Genomic DNA, 19019 nt, shown 5'->3' on the forward strand with positions numbered 1-19019 from the left:
TCGCCATGTCCCGTTCACGATTTCTACTTAAAGCTCCCCTGTGGGGCCTTGCGCTTTTCACCGGTGCCAAGTCCTTCATCGCTAATCCGCTGATCGGCAGCGATCTTCTCAATCGCCGCGGATTGCATGTCTGGCGGGTGAAGGCAGCGTCTCGGGTCATGCGCTGGCGAATGACGATGCTAAGCCGTGGTGTATCCAAGGATGAGCGTGAGGCTTACCTGCGTGAGGGATATCTGTGCAAACAGGGTTTCCTGTCGTCGGAGCTGTTCGCGCGGCTCAAGGCAGAGCTTGAAACCGTGCATGATCACGGTCCCGGTGAGGTACGTGAGTGTTGTCAGGGGGATACCCGCACGCATCGCGTATTGCTTGACCCGGAAACCCTGAGCGAGCTGCCGGTGGCGCGGCAAGTGCTGGCTGACCCACAGCTCAAGCGTCTGCTGCGTTTCTGCGCCGGCCATCGGCGCCTGCCCATCGTGCATCTCGAGAAGGTGTTCAATGGCGCCCGCGAGAGTATTGAGGCTGACCCGCAGAAGTCCCTGCACGTGGATACCTTCCAGCCGACCATGAAGTTCTGGCTTTACCTGGAGGAGGTGAGCGAGCGCAACGGACCTTTCATGTTCGTGCCCCAGTCCACGCAGTTGAACAAGGGCCGTCTGGATTGGGAGTATCACATGAGCTTGACGGCGCGTGAGCATGCCAATCGCTATACCCAGCGAGGGTCCTTCCGGGTCGAGGAGGGCGCACTGGCTCGCTTCGGTCTCAATGCGCCCACGCTGTTCAAGGTGCCTGCCAACACGCTGCTGATCGCTGACACCTTCGGCATGCACGGCCGTGGTCCTGCCGAGGCGGGCAGTTCGCGTCTGGCGCTTTGGGGAATGAGTCGCACGACACCCTTCCTGCCGTTGCCGGGGCTGGGCGGCGAATGGCTAAATCGCCTGCAGTATCGTGTGCTCAAGGCGGAGCGGGCGCGGGATGACAAGCGTGCCGCAGCACGTGGTGTCGAGTCTTCCTGGCATGTCGTGACACGTGACTCCTCGCGTGCGCAGGACCCGTACTGATGTCGGCTGAAGCTTCACCCTTGGCAGGTGTGCGGTGGGTCGTTCTCAGCGATGGTGCTCGACCCACTGAAGATATCTACTTTCTTGAGTCAGCCGCACCTGCTCTTCGCCAGCAGGGGGCCATCGTCGAGCGTTTCGACACCCGCCGCTACCACCTGCCGACGCGATGGGCATTGCGGCGCCTGGCGGGCGCCAATCTGCTGATCGTGCGCTCGTTGGGCGAGCGCTGGGTGCGTCTGCTCGAACGTCATCGTGAGCGCTTAGGCCGTATTGTCTATCTGATCGACGATGATCTTGGCGCCGTGACCCGTACCGCTGGATTGCCTGTCGCCTATGTCGCGCGTTTGAGCGGCTTGGCGATGCGTCAGCCCGCACTGCTTGCGCTCGCGGATGAGGTAGTGGCCTGTTGTGAGGCGCTGGTGTCCCAGCTTGGGCGAGAGCATGCCAATGTCTCGTTGCTGACACCGCCAATGCTGGCGCCAGCAACGGAGCTGGCCGATTTCACTCAGTCTGACTGGACCATCGGCTACCACGGTACTCGTGCGCATCGTGATGACATCGCGCACCTGGCGCCGGCACTCACGCCAGTGATGGCAGCACATCCCCAGGTACGCCTCGAGATCATGATGGGGCGGCACGTGCCGGAATCATTATCCGGTATTGCACGGCTGGAGACCCCGGAGGCGCTGCCCTGGAAGGCTTTTCAACAGTACCAAGCGACACGCCGCATCCAGATCGGCCTCGCGCCACTTCTGGAGACGCCGTTCAATCGCGGCAAGTCGTGGATCAAGTTTCTCGATATCGTCGCGATGGGCGGCGTCGGTATCTATAGTCGTCGGGCGCCGTATGACGGGATCGTCGAGCATGGCGTCGATGGGCTCTTGGTCGGGGACGACCCCAGCGAGTGGCGGGCAGCGCTGGAGCAATTGCTGGCTGACCCAACTGCTACGCAGGCCATGGCAGAGCGGGCATTGCAGAAAGCCCGAGATATTGGCGCTATACAGACGTGCATCAACTTCTGGAGTTCGCGCTGACCTGAGCGACCACAACCCACAAGGCCCGCGGCTAACCCTGCGGGCTTTGTCGATTCTGGGCCTGAGGCCGCTCGATCAGGTGCTGTCAGCGCCGATTTGATGGCCAACGCAGGTAACACGTTGATTACATCCGCTACACACCAGCAAAATTTGAGTGGTGTGATGCCCAGAAATCATTAAGCTCAAAGTAAGCGTCCCAGAGTCAGTGTGTGCTCTTGCTCGCGCTTGTTTGGCGGTAACGCTGAACGTGCCGGGACCATGAATGCCTTGAGTAAAGGAGACTGACATGACCGCCTTCCCGACCACTCCTCGTTGGATCGTACTCAGTGATGAAGCCCAGGCGCTGGAAGATATCTACTTCTTCCTGCCTGCCATGGCCGCGTTGCGCAAGGAAGGCACACGTGTCGAGCGTTTTGAAACCCGCCGCTGGAAGTTCTCCCCCAGGCTTGCCCAGGCGCGCCTTACCGGCGCTTGCCTGCTGATCGCGCGTAGCCTGGGGCGGGAATGGATCGAGATGCTGGAAACACACCGTGAGCAGCACGGTCGTATCTGCTATCTCGTCGATCATCTGTATTCGCCTGAGCTGCTGTCAGCGGAGGAGGGCAACTCTACCCCTGAAGCAGGCTCTGAGGCTGCCCAATTGCAGCAGCGACTGTTCACGCTGGCGGATGAAATCGTCGTGGTCAGCGAGCAGCTGGAGGCCGCTCTGGCGAGTCTGCATGCCAAGGTCAGCCTGTTGACGCCGCCACTGACCGGCAAGCTGCCGGATTTTCACCATCTCGAGCAGAGCGATTGGTGCATCGGCTTTCACGGCACTCTGGCGCATCGTGACGATATCGTGGCGCTGGCCCCCGTGTTGCGCGATATCCAGACGCGGCATTCGGACAGTGAGGTGGAGCTGATGATGGGGCGCCATCTGCCGCTGGCACTCAGCGACATTCCCCGCCTCAAGACGATGGAGGCCGTCAGCTGGGAGGGCTTCCAGGATTATTGCTCGCGGCGTCGGATCGCCATCGGCCTGGCCCCCTTGATGGAAAACTCCGACAATCGCGATGCCTCCTGGCTGCGGTTTCTCGATATCACCCGCATGGGCGGGGTGGGCATCTACAGTCGACGGGCGCCCTATGTCGATCTGATCGAGGACGGCGTTGATGGCCTGTTGGTGGGGGATGACCCGGCAGAGTGGACAGCCGCCCTCGAGCGCCTGCTGGGCGATCGTGATGCGACGCGTGCCATGGCGCACAACGCGCAACACAAGGCCCATGAGGTGGGTGACCCACTGAGGGTGCTGGATTTCTGGCGCGCGCGTTCGACGGTGGCGCGTGCCCGCTAGAGTCGTTCATGCGGCCTGCTTCAGATAGCCCGAACAAGATAGCCTGGCCGACATCGCTCGACCCAATCACGGTTTGCTCAAGCGCCGTGCCCTCAGGGGGGCGGCGCTTTGTTATGATCTCGCCATCTTTGCGTTCTGAGTCATTTGCCCTGTTGAAAGGAGTGCTGCATGGCCACCCCCGAGTTACCCGATGACTTGCCAAGCGTAGCGTCGCAAGCAGCGCAGAAGGATGTCGAGGTGGCGCACAGTCAGCGTCTCGCCAGTCCGGCGGTTGCCCGCAATCGTGACGTGATTCTCGATGTCCTGCGGGAGGTGCTGGCACAGCGGCGTCAGGTGCTGGAACTGGCCAGTGGCAGCGGCGAGCACGCGGTGCATTTCGCCCGCGGCTTGCCTCATCTGGCGTGGCAACCCAGCGATGCCAGCCCGCGAGCACTGGAGTCCATCGCGGACTGGCGCGCCGAGGCCGCCTTGCCCAACCTCAAGGCGCCGATCACGCTGGATGTACTGTCCGAGTGGTCTGAGGTGGCCTGCGATGCGCTGGTGGCGATCAATCTGCTCCATATCTCGCCGTGGCGGGTCACGTCCGAGCTGATGTTGCAGGCCGGTCGCTGTCTCCCGAAGGACGGCGTGCTGTATCTCTACGGCCCCTACAAGCGGGGAGGGCAACACACGGCGCCGAGCAACGAAGCCTTTGACGTGCAGCTCAGAAGCCGCAACCCGCTGTGGGGCGTGCGTGATCTGGAAGCGGTCATCGACTACGCGGAGCGCAACGGCTTGCAGCTCGACAAGGTGATCGAGATGCCGGCGAACAATCTGAGCGTGGTGTTTCGGCGTTAGCGCTGGCGGCCAGTGGGCCGTCAGAGAGGGGGTGGGTTTACCTCCTGTGATCCCTTCACTACGACAATGCCCCGACCTGTCGCCAGGGCGGGGCATTGTCGTGTACTGGCGAGAGAAGTGCGGCTCCACGGGAGTGCGCAAGCGCTTGATTTGCCGACTCACCTTCAATAATGGCCGCTATTGTCTCTTGAGTCATGCCATGCGATTGAAGCCCGCCTGGAAGGGGATGAGGTGCTCTTCAATGGCCTCTTCGTCCAGTGCCTCCGGCGAGAAGTCTTCCCCCAGCATCTGAAGTAGCTCGTGACCATGAGGATTCTGCTCGCCGGCGCTGGCGGCTTTCAGGGCAGCATACCCCTGCACACCGCCGATATCCTCCGGGGGGCATGCCATGGCGCCATCCAGCCATCTTGGGCAGGGGGAGATAGTTTCCATCCCTGTTGCTTCGATGATGATGCGATGTTTCCAGTCATCGCCAAAATCATAGAGATAGTGGAAGGCATTTCCCTTGGCCCGTTTCACCAGGGTCTTCAGCTTGGCATTTCGCGACATGGTAATGGGACGTTCGCTGAGGTCGTCGGGTTCAGCGTAGTAGCGACCGTCACACTCAAACTCGTAGAGGTGTCGCTCCTCCCACCCCATCACGTCCTGGATGAGCTCGTGGAGTCGGTGCAGATTGATCGTTTCTGGCACGACGACCCGACGCCAGACCAGGGGATCCGTGTCCATCAATTCAATACGTAGTTGAATGTCCGCCATTCGGCCTCCTCAAGTGACGTCGCTGCGCATGAGCGTACTGTGGGAATATCCTGGCAATTGACGGGATTGTCCGTTTACGCCGCAAGCCGGCTCCCTATCGCGATGATCCAGTGATGGTGACTCACGTATCAACCGACGCGTTGTCCTCACTCTCCTTCAGCAATCCCTCTATCACCAGAATAGAGCGTTCATGCGGTGCTTGTGGAGTAGAACGATTGCCTTGTTCCACTTCAAAAGGGAGTAGTGCAGAGACCAGTACCGCGGCGATCAACGAGAATAATGCATCAAAGTATTTCATCGATATCCCCCTCTAGACAACGAGTGTGTCTACAGAGACTATGTCACGCGCTTAAGGATTGCCTTTCGGTTATATCGATATGGATTAGCGGAATATTTGATGTCCGTGGCTGGCGCGTCGTCAGCGAGCGTCGGGGGCTCGTTCGGTGTCGTTCCAGTCGATCACATGGCTGATGATTTTCCAGCCGGCCTTGCGCGCCGCTTTCTCTGCCTGAATTTTGGCTTGAACCTTGGAGATGCTGTCGGTCTGCACCGTGAAGGGTTCTTCCAATGCCAGTCGCTTGTTCTTGACGCCCAGCGTCACCCTGAGCCCCTTGAGAGGCGTGGTGCTTTGCGTGGCACGTGGCTTGGCAACTGGCTTGGCAGGTGCCGTGGTACTGCGCACGAACTTGTCGAGTTCACGTTTCATGTTTTCTTCGAATTGTTCGACTGACATGTCACTCATCTGGGTAACCCCGTTTGATCAAAGGAATTCACAATGGAAGCAGTAGGGCATCAGCACACATAGGTGGTGATGACTTGCGAGATTTCGGTAAGGCGTGTCTTGCCGGTGAATTCAAACCTCACCGTACCGAGTGCCGAGAAATAGATTGTGAGCTCTGAATCAAGATCAAAGGTGCCGGAAGTTTCGATGGAGTAGGTTTCAATCTTCTTGTACGGCAGAGAGGTGAAATCTTTCTTGCTGCCGGTCAAGCCTTGAACATTGACGGCGATGATTCGCTTGTTGGTAAAGACGACGCCGTCACGCATCGATTTGTAGGCCGAGATGATCTCTTCGCCATCAATCAGCAGGTCATTGACGCGCTCGGCATATTCATCATTCTGTTTGAGTTTGAAAAAGCCTTTATTGTTGAAATCTATCATTTCTTACCTTGTGATTCGACAGGACTGTCATCCGATGAGGCCTCGACACCGAACGTGAGGAGGCATCACGCGCTCGTGACGGGGCACACGATTTCACTCGAAACACGAATAGAATAATCCATCCTGCACCAATCGAGTAGCCCCGCATGAACGGGCAGCCCGATGCCGTCGGCATGTCGCAGAGTGAGGGTAAGGCAAGAAAGATAAGGCACAGCAGGACTGGGCTTGCCGCGTGAAATATCAGGCCTCACTCACTTGTCCTGAAAGCGTCATTTACTTGGATGGCCAGACTTCTTCGAGACTTTGCAGGGCGGCTTCGACACAGGGTTCGTGCTGCTTGTCGTGGCGCCATACCACACTCAAGGCGCAGGGCAGGCGGGTATCCGGCACGATATTGAGGCCACGTTCCTGGCGCTCGGCCAGCGCCAGGACATCGCGGGCCAGTGTCAGCCCGACGCCCGCGCGCACCAGGTCCAGCATGCAGACTTCCTGATCCACCTGCGCGACACGGTGAGGGGTGCACTGACTGTCACGCATGGCATGCGCCAGCAGGCGTGAGTGGACGGAGTTCTCCGGCGTCACGATCCACGGCAGGGCGGCCAGCGAGGGCCAGTCAGTCTCCGTCAGGCGTGCTGACCAGCCGGTGGGGGCGAGAATGAAATAGTCGAAGAATGCCAGCTCGCGATAACAGAGGGAGTCATCGCGTGGTCCCTCTCCGGGTGGTGCCAGGTAGAAGCCGATTTCCAGCGCATTCTGGCACAGAGCCTTGAGGACGCAGCCGCTCATGCCGTGGTGAAGCTCCGTTTCCAGATTGGGCGCACGCTCAAGCAGGTGGCGCAGCAAGCTGCCCAAGCGAATGAATTCCGGGTCGACGATGGTGCCGATGCGTAGCTTACCGCGCACGGTACTGTGTAGTGCCGCGGCGGCCTGCTCGAAGCCACGCGCGCTAGCCAGGGCCTTCTCTGCACTGGGCAGCAAGGCCTGGCCATCGGCCGTCAATAACAGACCATGGGGGTGACGCTCGAACAGACTTAACCCCAGGCCTTCCTGCAGTTGCTTGAGCTTGAGGCTGATCGCGGGCTGGGTGAGGTGCAATGCCTCGGCAGCTCGCGACACGCTGCCGGTGCGCGCTACGGTGACAAAGGCATTGAGTCGGGACAGGTCCTGCATCAGTGACATCCATGTGTTTGGCATTTTTCTGGCCGGCGAGACGCGTGCTGCTGGTCCAGCATCTCGCATTGTGGCCTGAATCCGTTCTCTGCCACCTATTGGCCATTGGTCGCGGTAAGCCGTGTTCACCCGGGACAGCCCTCGTGATCGAATCGCCCGCCGCTGTCGGCACTCCTCCCGTTGTTTTCGCTATAACTAATTGATTTTCGGCGCTTAATTGTTGCTCTGGTTCTCGAGGAGAGCCAAGGCGTTTATGAGCATAATCGGATATCAGCAATCGTTATATCTCACCCAAGAATTACTCAATTGCACCCTGCGCGTGGCGGCGTAATTTCATGAACACCTGCTGATGACATGTCCTCGTTCGTCATTGACCAGGCGAACGTCATTGTTCAAGCGAACGTCATTGATGAAGCGAACGACCTTCAGCGCCAGACATGTGCATGACACAGGCTCATTCCGATAAAACACCGCCAGCGGAGATCAGCACCATGACGACAGCAGCCAACCCCATCCAGCATTTCATCAACGGTCAGGTGACCCGAGGCGATTCCAGCGCCACTCAGGATGTCTTCAATCCGGCCACCGGCAAGGTGACCGGTCAGGTCGCGCTGGCCCGCAACAGTGATGTCGATGCCGCCGTGGCCGCTGCCGACGCCGCTTTCCCGGCTTGGGCCGACACGCCGCCGATCCGCCGTGCCCGTGTGATGTTCAAGTTCCTCGCGCTGCTCAACGAGCACAAGGACGAGCTGGCGGAGGCGATCACCCGCGAGCACGGCAAGGTATTCACCGACGCCCAGGGCGAAGTGGCACGCGGCATCGATATCGTCGAATTCGCCTGTGGTATCCCGCAGCTGCTCAAGGGTGACTTCACCGACCAGGTCAGCACCGGCATCGACAACTGGACGATGCGCCAGCCGCTGGGCGTCGTCGCCGGCATCACGCCGTTCAACTTCCCGGTGATGGTGCCGATGTGGATGTTCCCGGTGGCCATTGCGGCAGGCAACAGCTTCGTGCTCAAGCCGAGCCCGCTGGACCCCAGCGCCTCGCTGATGATAGCGGACCTGCTCAAGCAGGCGGGCCTGCCGGATGGCGTCTTCAACGTGGTGCAGGGCGACAAGGATTCCGTCGAGGCGCTGATCGATCACCCCAAGGTGCGCGCCCTGTCCTTCGTGGGCTCGACCCCCATCGCCAACCTGATCTACGAGCGCGGCGCACGTCACGGCAAGCGTATCCAGGCACTGGGTGGCGCCAAGAACCATATGGTGGTGATGCCGGACGCCAATCTCGACAAGGCGGTGGATGCTCTGATCGGCGCGGCCTACGGCTCTGCCGGCGAGCGCTGCATGGCCATCAGCGTCGCGGTGATGGTGGGCGATGTGGCAGACACCCTGGTGCCGCGTCTGGCCGAGCGTGCCCGCGAGCTCAAGATCAAGGACGGCATGAATCTGGATGCCGAGATGGGGCCGATCGTCACCCGTCAGGCGCATGAGCGTATCTGCGGTTACATCGAAAAGGGTGTCGCGGAAGGCGCCGAGATGGTCGTCGACGGGCGTGAGTTCACCGGCAACGACATCGGTGGCGACAGCACTGAAGGCTTCTGGATGGGCGGTACGCTGTTCGATCACGTCACGCCGGACATGACCATCTACAAGGAAGAGATCTTCGGCCCGGTCCTGGCCTGTGTCCGCGTGCCGGACGTCGCGACCGCCATCCAGCTGATCAATGACCACGAATTCGGCAACGGCGTGAGCTGCTTCACCGAGAGCGGCAGTGTCGCGCGGGAATTCGGGCGTCGCATCCAGGTGGGCATGGTCGGCATCAACGTGCCGATTCCGGTTCCGATGGCCTGGCACGGTTTCGGTGGCTGGAAGAGCTCCCTGTTCGGGGATACCCACGCCTACGGAGAAGAGGGTGTGCGTTTCTATACCAAGCAGAAGTCCATCATGCAGCGCTGGTCGGATTCCATCGATGCCGGTGCCGAATTCGCCATGCCGACGGCCAAGTAAGTCGCTCGCGACTGGGCCATCTGCATCGTAGTCATCTGCATTCTGGTTACCTACCAGCCTACGTCATCTGTCTGGAGAGGGACGCGCCATGTCAGACAACAAGAACAATCCGCATCGATCCCCGGAGGGCGAGCAGGACGCTCGCCCCGCCAAACCGGGCGACGATCTCTCTGAATTCGATTATATCATCGTGGGCGCCGGTTCCGCCGGCTGCCTGATGGCCAATCGCCTCAGCGCCAACCCTGAGAACCGCGTGTTGCTGGTCGAGGCGGGCGGACGTGACAACTACCACTGGATCCATATTCCGGTGGGCTATCTGTACTGCATCAACAATCCGCGCACCGACTGGATGTTCCGCACCGAGCCGGACAAGGGACTCAACGGCCGTTCGCTGATCTATCCGCGCGGCAAGACGCTGGGCGGCTGTTCCAGCATCAACGGCATGATCTACATGCGCGGTCAGGCGCGGGACTATGACCACTGGGCCGAAGTGACCGGCGACAGCGAGTGGCGTTGGGAGCAGTGTCTGGCTGACTTCATGCGTCACGAGGATCACGCGCTGCTGGATGACGGCGCCAGCAGTGATCCTGAGCAGCGTGATTTCCATGGTCACGGTGGGGAGTGGCGCGTCGAGCGTCAGCGCCTCAACTGGGAAGTGCTGGATGACTTCGCCAGTGCGGCCGAGCAGGCCGGCATTCCGCGCACCAAGGACTTCAATCGCGGCAGCAATGAAGGGGTGGCCTATTTCGAGGTCAATCAGCGTTCGGGCTGGCGCTGGAACACGGCCAAGGCCTTCCTGCGCCCGGCGCTCAAGCGCAGCAACCTGACGCTGTGGCATTCCACCCAGGTCAATCGTCTGCTGTTCTCGGGCGGCGAGCAGGGCATGGGGGCTGAAACAGGGGCGGTGAAAGAAGCAACCGATCTGCGCTGCACGGGGCTGCAGGTCGTGCGTGACGGCAAGGTCATCAATCTCTCGGCGAAGCGTGAGGTCGTGCTGTGTGCCGGCGCCATCGGCTCGCCACATCTGCTGCAGGTGTCGGGCGTCGGGCCCAGGGCATTGCTGGAGGAACATGGCGTCGAGGTGGTGAAGGACCTGCCCGGTGTCGGCGAGAATCTGCAGGATCACCTGCAGATCCGCTCGGTCTACAAGGTCACCAATGCCAAGACCCTGAACGCCATGGCCAGCACCTTGCTGGGCAAGATGGGCATCGGCATGCAGTACCTGTTCAAGCGTTCCGGGCCGATGAGCATGGCGCCGTCACAACTGGGCGCCTTCACGCGCAGCAGCGAGACTTACGCCCATCCCAACATCCAGTACCACGTCCAGCCACTGAGCCTCGAGGCCTTCGGGCAGCCGTTGCATCCCTTCCCGGCGATCACCGCGAGTGTCTGCAATCTCAACCCCACCAGCCGTGGCACGGTGCGTCTGCAGAGCGCCGACCCGCGTCAGGCTCCGGCCATCGCGCCCAACTACCTGAGCACGGAAGAAGATCGCAAGGTCGCGGCCGATTCCTTGCGGGTCACGCGGCGCATCGCCTCCCAGCCTGCCTTTGCGCGCTACAAGCCCGAAGAGATCAAGCCGGGGGTCGAGTACCAGACTGATGAAGAGCTCGCCAGACTCGCCGGCGATATCGGCACCACCATCTTCCATCCGGTGGGCACCACGCGCATGGGGCGCGCGGATGACCCGATGGCGGTGGTTGACAGCCGTCTGCGTGTGCGCGGTATCCAGGGATTGCGGGTGGCAGATGCCGGCATCATGCCGACCATCGTCAGCGGCAATACCAACTCGCCGACCCTGATGATCGCGGAAAAAGCCGCGGGATGGATCCTGAACGCACAGTAATACGCCACGACTTTGGGAGTTGACCGATGGCCATCTCGACGCAACCGGAACTCAAGAAGGGGCCGCTGGACGGGATCACCGTGCTGGATTTCTCACGGGTACTCGCCGGGCCTTATTGCACCATGGTGCTGGCTGACCTGGGCGCACGTGTCATCAAGGTAGAGAAGATCGGGACCGGAGACGATACCCGCGAATTCGGTCCCTTCGTGGAGGGAGAAAGCGCCTATTTCAGCTGCTTCAACCGCAACAAGGAAAGCATCGTGCTGGATATCAAGTCGCCTCGTGATCGCGAGCTGCTTGAGCGTCTGCTGGATGAGGCGGATGTACTGGTGGAGAACTTCCGCCCTGGGGTGATGGATCGCCTGGGCTATGGCCCTGAGCGCCTGGCCAGAACGCATCCTCACCTGATCTATTCCTCGATCTCGGGCTTCGGGCACACCGGCCCCTTCAGTGAATTGCCCGGCTACGACATGGTCGTGCAGGCCATGGGGGGCATCATGAGCTTGACGGGCTGGCCTGATGGAGAGCCCGCCCGCGTGGGGACCAGCTTTGGCGACCTGAGTGCGGCGCTGTTTGCGGCGGTGGGCATTCTCGCTTCGCTCTATAGCCGCACCCGGGATGCCCAAGGCACGCGGGTGGATATCGGCATGCTCGACTGCCAGGCGGCGCTGATGGAAACGGCGCTGGCGCGCTTCGATATCGAGGGCAAGGTGCCGCACCGCACCGGCGATTGTCATCCTTCGTTGGCGCCGTTTGAAAGCTTCAATGCGCAAGATGGCAAGCTCGTCATCGCGGCCGGCAACGACACCTTGTTCCTGTTGATGGCCGATGCCATCGGTGCGGCGCGGTTGGCCTTCGATCCGCGTTTTCTCAGCAACGACATGCGCTGCAGGAATCGTCCGGAACTGGTGATCGAGATGGAAAAGGTCCTGGTGCAGCAGCCGGTTCAGCATTGGGTGGACCTGCTCAATGAGGAGGGCGTGCCGTGCTCGCCGATCAATACCATCGACAAGCTGTTCGATCATCCGCAGCTGAAGGCCCGCAACATGATCGTTCAGGTCCAGGGCAAGGCCGGCAAGCCATTCAGGACGGCGGGCAATCCGATCAAGCTCACGGGACGTCGGGACATCGACAGTCAGGTGCCATGCAGTGCGCCGGGCCTTGGCCAGCATCGCGAGGCGATTCTGGACGAGCTGATGGCACGCCATGGTGCCTATCATCTGCCCGAATCTGACCGCCAGAAGAACACCGGACCGTCCGTCGAGAATGGCATTGCATACAAGGCCCGTCCGGTTCGCAAGCCATCAGGTACCGCCAAGAAAAAGCGCAGCGCAGCGCCAGACACCTCGTCATTCAGCGACGCGTCATCGTCCAGCGGCACAACGATCTGCGATGCGCAGTGAGTACGCCGAATTTACGCCAAAGTGACGCCACTCCACACCGGGAGACAAGAATGAACAAGATAGTGAAATCGCAACCCCAAGCCAAGCAGTCGGCCTCTGACGCGCCGGAGTCGGAGAGTCTCGAGATGATCGTCGTCGAGCGTCGTGAGCGCGTCGGGTTGATCATCCTCAATCGTCCAAAAAGCCTGAATGCGCTCAACCGCCAATTGGCCGAGGAGACGCTGGCGGTCCTCCGCGAGCTGGACGCCGACCCGGGCATCGGCGCCATCGTCATCACCGGCAATCCCCGCGCCTTTGCCGCCGGTGCGGACATCGAGGAAATGGCCGAGAAATCTTTCACTGATTTCTACATGGATGACTTTCTCTCGCCCTGGGACGAGGTGCGCAGGATTTCCAAGCCGATCATCGCCGCCGTCAGTGGTTTTGCTCTCGGTGGCGGCTGTGAATTGGCCCTGCTGTGCGACTTCATCATCGCCTCGGAAGACGCCCAGTTTGGCCAGCCGGAAATCAAGCTGGGCATCCTGCCGGGCATCGGCGGATCACAGCGCCTGGCCCGCTCGGTCGGCAAGGCGATGACGATGGATATGGTCTTGACCGGCCGCAACATCGGCGCTCAGGAGGCCAAGGAGATTGGCCTGGTGGCGCGGGTCGTGCCCAAGGATGAGTTGATGCAGAACGCGCTCGAGGCCGCGCATACCATCGCGGGCTACAACACGCCGGCGGTCAAGATGGCCAAGTCAGCCGTCAACACGGCATTCGAGACCCCGCTCAATGAGGGGCTTCGTCAAGAGCGTCTGCTCTTTCAGGCCGCCTTCGCGACCGAGGGCCAGAAGGAGGGCATGAGCGCCTTCGTTGCCAAGCGAGCGCCGGTCTTCCGTCATCGCTAGGCCCCGGGGTCTGGCAAGTTCGATGTTCATTCACCGCACCCCTTGTCCGGGTGCCAGCGGAGGCCATGATGCCCTTTGTCACGATCAATGTTCTGAAAGGCAAGTCTGATGCTTATCGCAAGGCGATTGCCGATGAGGTCAATGCCGCCGTCATCGAGACCCTGGATTTCCCGGCAGATGATCGCTACCAGGTGATCCATGAATGTACCGATCAGGACCTCGAATTCCAGTCACGTGATCAGGACCGCGTGATGATGCATCTGGTGATGCGCAGCGGAAAGCCGGACCAGGCCAAGAAGGCGTTCTACACCAGAGTGGTCGAGGCGCTGGGCAGAAACCCGGGGATTGCCCCCGGCAACGTCCTGATCACGATCTCGGAGAATCACGATATCGATTGGTCATTCGAGGATGGCATTGCGCAATTCTGTCCGGATTGAGCGGGGCTGATGAGCCTCGGCATCGTTTGTGCCGTGTCTGAGAAGTGACAGCAATCGATGTGACGCGTCAGAGATTCCGACTTTAGCCAGCCAGACCCTTTAGCCCCTTTCAACACCATGCGTTGAGTGGTCCACCAGCGATACGCCAATCGCGGTGGACCTCGCCTAAACACCGAACCGCACAACCACAATAACGGTGATCAACATGAGCAGTTCTGCGCCCAAGACGTCTTCCGGCAGCGGGAGCCCGACACGCGAGCCCCGCGCCTCCCACAAGGCCCGCGACGAGATCGACTGGCGGGTTTTCCTGCCCTCGGTGCTCGTCATCGCCGGCCTCATCATTCCCATCATCCTGTTTCCCGAATCCGGTGAGGCTGCCGTCAATGCGGCCTTCGCCTTCGCGACCGGCAATTTCGGCTGGCTTTACCTGCTGGCGGGCTTCTCCGTCGTCGTGTTCCTGATCGGTCTGGCGTTCAGCCGCTACGGAAACGTCCGTCTGGGAGGCCCGCAGGACACCCCGGAATTCTCGTATTTCAGCTGGGTCGCGATGATCTTCGCCGGCGGCATCGGTATCGCCATCGTCAACTGGGCATGGGTCGAGCCGATTTACTATTTCACCGGCCCGCCATTTGACGTCAAGGCCGGCAGTGATGCGGCCGCCGAGTGGGCGTTGGCCTATGGCCAGTTTCACTGGGGGCTGACGCCCTGGGCGTTCTATTGCCTGCCGGCGATTCCCATCGCCTATTCCATGTATGTGCGCAACCGCCCGGGTGTGCGTCTTTCCGTGGCCTCAAGCGGCGTGCTCGGCAAGCGTGCCGATGGCTGGTGGGGCGTGTTGCTGGATGCCGTGGTGGTGTTCGGCATCGTCGGCGGTGTCGGCACCTCGCTGGGGCTGGCAGTGCCGCTGGTATCACGACTGCTCGGCGATCTGTTGGGGATCGAGCCGTCCTTTGCGCTCAATCTGGGAGTGCTGCTGGTCTGGACGGCGATCTTCTCCGCCAGTGTCTGGTTCGGGCTGGCCAAGGGCATCAAGATTCTCTCCGACATCAACGTGATTCTGGCCATCGCCTTGCTGGCCTTCACCTTCATTGCCGGGCCGTCGCTGTTCATGGTGGAAGGCTGGGTCAACAGTCTCGGTACCATGCTGTCGAGCTTCGTGACCATGAGCCTGTGGACCGACCCGGTGGGCGATTCGACCTTCTGGAAGGACTGGACCGTCTTCTACTGGGCCTGGTGGATCGCCTACGCGCCGATGATGGGGCTGTTCGTCGCCCGTATCTCGCGGGGGCGCACCATTCGTGAGCTGATCATCGCCGAGCTGGTGTTCGGCTCGCTGGGCTGCTGGGTGTTCTTCGCGGTCTGGGGCGGCTATGCGCTGGACCTGCAGGTAAGTGGCACCCTGGATGTCGCGGCTGCACTGAGCGACGGCGGTATCCCCGGCGCCGTGTCCGCGATTCTCGCCACGCTGCCGTTCTCCGAGCTGATCACCGCAAGCTTCATCCTGCTGTGCTTCATCTTCCTGGCCACCACCCTGGATAGCTCCGCCTATATGCTGGCGTCGGTGACCACTCGTGAGCTCTCTGGCTATCAGGAGCCCAAGCGCAGCGTGCGTCTGATCTGGGCCTTCCTGATCGCCGGTGTCGGGGTGGCATTGATCCAGCTGGGCGGCCTCAAGGCGGTGCAGACCTCGACCATCGTGGTCGCGCTGCCGATGATTCCGGTGCTGTTTATCCTGACCTGGTCGCTGGTGCGCTGGTTGCGCCAGGACTTCGCGCGCAAGGTGCTGGAACCGCATCTGGTGTTGGAGACTCCCAGCTCGCGCGATGACGCCAAGCCTCGCTGAGTGCACTTTTTCCTGTCTCTCTCAACATATGACGCTCACCGGGGCTGACGCGACCCGCATGCCCCCCGGACAGAAGGACCGCACCGATGACAATCCACTCCGAAACCCGCCTGCCGCTGACTGACGTCAAGGTCATCGATTTCGGTCAATACATGGCGGGCCCGGCCGTCGCCATGATCCTCGCCGACCTGGGCGCCACCGTGGTTCACGTCGACCCGCCCGGCGGGCCGATGTGGCAGTCGCCGGCCAACGCCACGCTCAATCGCAACAAGCTGATCGTCTCGCTGGACCTCAAGTCCGAGGAGGGCGTCGAGCAGGCGCTGGCGCTGATCGAGGAGGCCGACATCGTGATCGAGAGCTTCCGCCCCGGGGTCATGAAGCGGCTGGGCATCGACTTCCAGACCCTGCGTGAAGAGCGCAATGAGCTGATCACGCTGTCGATTCCCGGCTTTGCCTCCAATGACACCCTGCGCCGCGACTGGCGCGCCTTCGAGAGCGTGATCGCCGCCAATTCCGGCGTCTTCACCGACATGGGCCTCAACCGAGTGCTGATGGGCATCAACCCCTCCTTCTCGCCGCTGCCGCTGGGCTCGGCCTACGGCACCATGCTGGCGGCTTCCTCGGTGGTACTGGCGCTGCAGGCCCGCGAGCGGACCGGCATGGGCGACGAGATCGAGGTGCCGCTGGTCTGCGCGCTGATGGAAGGGCTCTGCTACAACTCGATCAAGATCGAGGGCCTGCCAGAGCGATACAAGACCCAGCGCGAGAAGGAGATCGAGCGTCGGCGTATCGAAGGCCAGCCGATGAATCTCGACTACGACGAGCTGCAGGAGCTGCTCGATCCCTTCTATCGCAGCTACAAGTGCAAGGATGGCCGCATGTTCTATGTGGTCTGTCCGAGCCACCGCGAGCACGCCAAGCGCTGCCTGAAGGTGTTGGGCCTCTACGATGAGCTGGTCGCCGAAGGCATGAGCGAGGAGCCGGATACCTATCGCCCGAGCAGCGAATGGCAATCCGACATGTCGCTGGGCGTCTATCCGTTGCCCAAATCCTGGGCGGACCATATCGCGGCGCGCATGAAGGAAGTCTTCCTCACGCGCACCTCCAAGGAATGGGAGAAGATCTTCGGCAAGGGCAAGTTCCCCGGCGCGCCGCAGCGCTGGCTGCAGGAGTGGATCCACGATGACCACGCCGAGACGGCGGGCCTGATGGTCGAGGTCGAGGACCCGGAATTCGGGCTGATGATCCAGCCTGGCCCGATGGTGTGGATGGCCGACAGCGGCCAGGAGATGCTGACGCCCAGGCCGCGGCGCTGGGTGAGCGTCACGCATGCGCTGTCGGTGCTGACCCGCATCGAGACCAAGCTGCCACGGGTGCGGGCACGCAATGCCCGCGATGGCTGGCTGGAAGGCGTCAAGATTCTGGACCTGTGCAACGTGATCGCCGGGCCGCACTCGGTAGCCTATCTGGCACGCTTCGGTGCCGAGGTCATCAAGGTTGACCCGGCCAAGCCGTTCTATGACTGCTGGAATACCGTCATCTTCGGCCTGTCGCACATGCGCTCGAAGCGCTCGCTGCTGACCGACGTCAGACAGCCTCGCGGGCGCGCCATCCTGGATGAGCTGATTCGTCAGAGTGATGTGGTGGTCTGGAATGCCACCGACCGACAGGTGGCCTCCATGGGACTGAGCGAGGAGGCCATGCGCGAGCTGAATCCGGACGCCGTCTTCTGTCAGCTGGACTGCTTCAGTGGCGTGCTGCCCGGGCCGCGCACCAACTACCTTGGCTATGACGATCTGGTGCAGGCCACCACCGGCATCATGCTGCGCTTCGGCGGCAGCATGGACACTCCGGAAGAGCACGCCCACGTCGGCACCATCGATGTCATGTGCGGCTTTGGCGCGTCGCTGGGGATAGCCACCGCGCTGTATCGCAAGCTCAAGACCGGCCGCACCTCGCGCATCAAGACCTCGCTGTCGGCACTGAGCGGTCTGGCCCAGTTGCCGTTCTGCTATGACTATGAGCGCCGTGGCCTGTTCGACGAGCCGTCCGGTCGTGAGGCAACCGGCTACGATGATCTGGCGCGTTTCTATTCGGCCTCCGATGGCATCCTGCTGGTCAGTGTCTATGAGTCGGAGCTGGAAAAATTCCGCAAGGTCGAGGGGCTGGAAGAGCTGCCGGAAATGCCGCGTGAGGAGCGGGCCGCCTACCTGGCACCGCGTTTCATCAGCGCGCGAGCCAGTGACTGGGTCGAGCGGCTGCAGGCGGCGGATATCGCAGCGGCCGTGTGCGAGAACCTGGAGACATTGCGCTCCTACAACGTCCATCCGGCTGGCGAGCGGACCGGGATCGATGCCGGCAGCTATTCGTTCTCGGTCTACTCGGATCACCCCAGTGGTCACGAGATCACCCAGCTTGATCCCTACGCCATCCGTCCGCGGCGTGGACGTATCTACCCGCTGTCGCCGGCCGAAAAATACGGCGCCTCGACTCGCTCGGTACTCAAAGGGCTTGATCACAGCGATGAAGAGATCGATCAGTTGATTGAGGAGGGCGTGGTGTCCGAAAGCTGGAGTGAGGAGTACCTGCCAAGCTGATCCCGCCATGCGGTGATTGTTCACCGAGGGCCGCCGATTGAAGGCAGTCGATAGCGTCTGAGACGTTCCAACGCCCCATCTCGTGATTCACGAGGTGGGGCGTTTTCGTGACTCATCACGTCAGCCAGTGCTGATCGCTCAAGGCCGGCTCGTCTGACCCTGAGCTTGCAGAGGGCAGCTTACCGCGCATGAGAAGTGCTCAAGCGCTGAGCCTCTTGTGACATGAGGTTAACGTTGATGATGCTGCTCTTGATAGTGATGCATCAGCTGGCGTGACCCTCGCGAAGCAAGGGGCGGAAAGACTGCCGCGTCAGGTGCTGGCTTCTGCGTGACAGTCGCCGCTCATGAGCGCTTGAGACCCACAGGCCGCCGACATCGACGTGTCGGCGGCCTGTTCGCGTCTGGTGGAACCTTGGGTCGAGGAGGGCGCGAAGAAGGCATGAGGAGGGCGCGAGGATGTGAAGTGCGCAGTGCAAGATTGATGAATGAAATTCATGTTTTCATGAGAAAATACCGTGTCGCGATTCATGCTCCCCGCGGTTGCCGGGAAAGTATAATGCGCGTGGAATAAAAAAATGTATAATGCCGCGCTCTTTCCATTACGAAAAATTATCGAATATAGCGAATAGCCCGAGCAAGAGCGGCGTC

Annotated in this window: 16 protein-coding genes; 11 read left to right on the plus strand and 5 right to left on the minus strand. The window is 61.2% G+C overall.

Annotated elements, in window-relative coordinates; all coding sequences use genetic code 11:
• Positions 1 to 5 precede the first annotated feature (5 nt).
• The 4 genes from MKZ40_RS13140 (at position 6) to MKZ40_RS13155 (ending at position 4262) form a co-directional block, all read left to right on the plus strand.
• A complete protein-coding gene (locus tag MKZ40_RS13140) occupies positions 6 to 1058 on the plus strand; it encodes a phytanoyl-CoA dioxygenase family protein (RefSeq protein WP_175090419.1) in 1053 nt (350 codons plus the stop codon).
• Positions 1058 to 2092, plus strand: coding sequence for a glycosyltransferase (locus tag MKZ40_RS13145; protein WP_175090418.1), 1035 nt, complete (start codon positions 1058 to 1060; stop codon positions 2090 to 2092). The genes MKZ40_RS13140 and MKZ40_RS13145 overlap by 1 nt, the downstream gene beginning before the upstream one ends.
• Positions 2093 to 2378: 286 nt before the next feature.
• Positions 2379 to 3425, plus strand: coding sequence for a glycosyltransferase (locus MKZ40_RS13150; RefSeq protein WP_175090417.1), 1047 nt, complete (start codon positions 2379 to 2381; stop codon positions 3423 to 3425).
• A 168-nt stretch (positions 3426 to 3593) separates the two neighbouring features.
• Entirely contained in the window at positions 3594 to 4262 is a 669-nt protein-coding gene (locus MKZ40_RS13155) for a DUF938 domain-containing protein (protein WP_175090416.1), read from the plus strand.
• 192 nt (positions 4263 to 4454) lie between these two features.
• Here the strand turns inward: MKZ40_RS13155 and MKZ40_RS13160 are convergent, their stop codons facing one another.
• The 5 genes from MKZ40_RS13160 to MKZ40_RS13180 form a co-directional block, all read right to left on the minus strand.
• The gene (locus MKZ40_RS13160; RefSeq protein ID WP_175090415.1) at positions 4455 to 5018 is read right to left on the minus strand and encodes a plasmid pRiA4b ORF-3 family protein; all 564 of its coding nucleotides are present in this window, start codon (positions 5016 to 5018) and stop codon (positions 4455 to 4457) included.
• Positions 5019 to 5139: 121 nt separating this feature from the next.
• The gene (locus tag MKZ40_RS13165) at positions 5140 to 5316 is read right to left on the minus strand and encodes a hypothetical protein (RefSeq protein WP_156941181.1); all 177 of its coding nucleotides are present in this window, start codon (positions 5314 to 5316) and stop codon (positions 5140 to 5142) included.
• A 120-nt stretch (positions 5317 to 5436) separates the two neighbouring features.
• Positions 5437 to 5751 (minus strand): hypothetical protein, encoded by a 315-nt coding sequence (locus MKZ40_RS13170; RefSeq protein WP_175090414.1) that lies wholly within the window; start codon positions 5749 to 5751, stop codon positions 5437 to 5439.
• 59 nt (positions 5752 to 5810) lie between these two features.
• The gene (locus tag MKZ40_RS13175; protein ID WP_054557116.1) at positions 5811 to 6179 is read right to left on the minus strand and encodes a PH domain-containing protein; all 369 of its coding nucleotides are present in this window, start codon (positions 6177 to 6179) and stop codon (positions 5811 to 5813) included.
• Positions 6180 to 6452: 273 nt separating this feature from the next.
• Positions 6453 to 7349 (minus strand): LysR family transcriptional regulator, encoded by an 897-nt coding sequence (locus MKZ40_RS13180; protein WP_175090413.1) that lies wholly within the window; start codon positions 7347 to 7349, stop codon positions 6453 to 6455.
• 491 nt (positions 7350 to 7840) lie between these two features.
• Here MKZ40_RS13180 and MKZ40_RS13185 point away from each other — a divergent pair, with 491 nt between their 5' ends.
• The 7 genes from MKZ40_RS13185 (at position 7841) to MKZ40_RS13215 (ending at position 18371) form a co-directional block, all read left to right on the plus strand.
• Positions 7841 to 9358 (plus strand): CoA-acylating methylmalonate-semialdehyde dehydrogenase, encoded by a 1518-nt coding sequence (locus MKZ40_RS13185; protein ID WP_175090412.1) that lies wholly within the window; start codon positions 7841 to 7843, stop codon positions 9356 to 9358.
• A gap of 88 nt (positions 9359 to 9446) precedes the next feature.
• Entirely contained in the window at positions 9447 to 11204 is a 1758-nt protein-coding gene (locus MKZ40_RS13190; protein WP_175090411.1) for a GMC family oxidoreductase N-terminal domain-containing protein, read from the plus strand.
• 26 nt (positions 11205 to 11230) lie between these two features.
• Positions 11231 to 12607 (plus strand): CoA transferase, encoded by a 1377-nt coding sequence (locus MKZ40_RS13195; protein WP_254627178.1) that lies wholly within the window; start codon positions 11231 to 11233, stop codon positions 12605 to 12607.
• 125 nt (positions 12608 to 12732) lie between these two features.
• A complete protein-coding gene (locus MKZ40_RS13200; RefSeq protein WP_131433075.1) occupies positions 12733 to 13494 on the plus strand; it encodes an enoyl-CoA hydratase-related protein in 762 nt (253 codons plus the stop codon).
• A gap of 68 nt (positions 13495 to 13562) precedes the next feature.
• On the plus strand, positions 13563 to 13931 hold the full coding sequence (locus tag MKZ40_RS13205; RefSeq protein ID WP_175090409.1) for a tautomerase family protein: 369 nt from the start codon (positions 13563 to 13565) through the stop codon (positions 13929 to 13931).
• Positions 13932 to 14136: 205 nt separating this feature from the next.
• Positions 14137 to 15774 carry a BCCT family transporter gene (locus MKZ40_RS13210; RefSeq protein ID WP_175090408.1) on the plus strand — a complete coding sequence of 546 codons (1638 nt, stop codon included), beginning with the start codon at positions 14137 to 14139 and terminating at the stop codon, positions 15772 to 15774.
• 86 nt (positions 15775 to 15860) lie between these two features.
• Positions 15861 to 18371 carry a CoA transferase gene (locus MKZ40_RS13215; protein WP_175090407.1) on the plus strand — a complete coding sequence of 837 codons (2511 nt, stop codon included), beginning with the start codon at positions 15861 to 15863 and terminating at the stop codon, positions 18369 to 18371.
• Positions 18372 to 19019: the final 648 nt, after the last annotated feature.

The sequence above is a fragment of the Cobetia sp. BMC6 genome (assembly GCF_029991385.1).
Taxonomy (GTDB): domain Bacteria; phylum Pseudomonadota; class Gammaproteobacteria; order Pseudomonadales; family Halomonadaceae; genus Cobetia.

Coding starts and splice junctions, on each gene's coding strand:
- MKZ40_RS13190 (WP_175090411.1), top strand. CDS start 9,447: ATGTCAGACAACAAGAACAATCCGCATCGATCCCCGGAGGGCGAGCAG.
- MKZ40_RS13150 (WP_175090417.1), top strand. CDS start 2,379: ATGACCGCCTTCCCGACCACTCCTCGTTGGATCGTACTCAGTGATGAA.
- MKZ40_RS13195 (WP_254627178.1), top strand. CDS start 11,231: ATGGCCATCTCGACGCAACCGGAACTCAAGAAGGGGCCGCTGGACGGG.
- MKZ40_RS13160 (WP_175090415.1), bottom strand. CDS start 5,018: ATGGCGGACATTCAACTACGTATTGAATTGATGGACACGGATCCCCTG.
- MKZ40_RS13175 (WP_054557116.1), bottom strand. CDS start 6,179: ATGATAGATTTCAACAATAAAGGCTTTTTCAAACTCAAACAGAATGAT.
- MKZ40_RS13215 (WP_175090407.1), top strand. CDS start 15,861: ATGACAATCCACTCCGAAACCCGCCTGCCGCTGACTGACGTCAAGGTC.
- MKZ40_RS13165 (WP_156941181.1), bottom strand. CDS start 5,316: ATGAAATACTTTGATGCATTATTCTCGTTGATCGCCGCGGTACTGGTC.
- MKZ40_RS13140 (WP_175090419.1), top strand. CDS start 6: ATGTCCCGTTCACGATTTCTACTTAAAGCTCCCCTGTGGGGCCTTGCG.
- MKZ40_RS13200 (WP_131433075.1), top strand. CDS start 12,733: ATGATCGTCGTCGAGCGTCGTGAGCGCGTCGGGTTGATCATCCTCAAT.
- MKZ40_RS13145 (WP_175090418.1), top strand. CDS start 1,058: ATGTCGGCTGAAGCTTCACCCTTGGCAGGTGTGCGGTGGGTCGTTCTC.
- MKZ40_RS13205 (WP_175090409.1), top strand. CDS start 13,563: ATGCCCTTTGTCACGATCAATGTTCTGAAAGGCAAGTCTGATGCTTAT.
- MKZ40_RS13170 (WP_175090414.1), bottom strand. CDS start 5,751: ATGTCAGTCGAACAATTCGAAGAAAACATGAAACGTGAACTCGACAAG.
- MKZ40_RS13210 (WP_175090408.1), top strand. CDS start 14,137: ATGAGCAGTTCTGCGCCCAAGACGTCTTCCGGCAGCGGGAGCCCGACA.
- MKZ40_RS13155 (WP_175090416.1), top strand. CDS start 3,594: ATGGCCACCCCCGAGTTACCCGATGACTTGCCAAGCGTAGCGTCGCAA.
- MKZ40_RS13180 (WP_175090413.1), bottom strand. CDS start 7,349: ATGCAGGACCTGTCCCGACTCAATGCCTTTGTCACCGTAGCGCGCACC.
- MKZ40_RS13185 (WP_175090412.1), top strand. CDS start 7,841: ATGACGACAGCAGCCAACCCCATCCAGCATTTCATCAACGGTCAGGTG.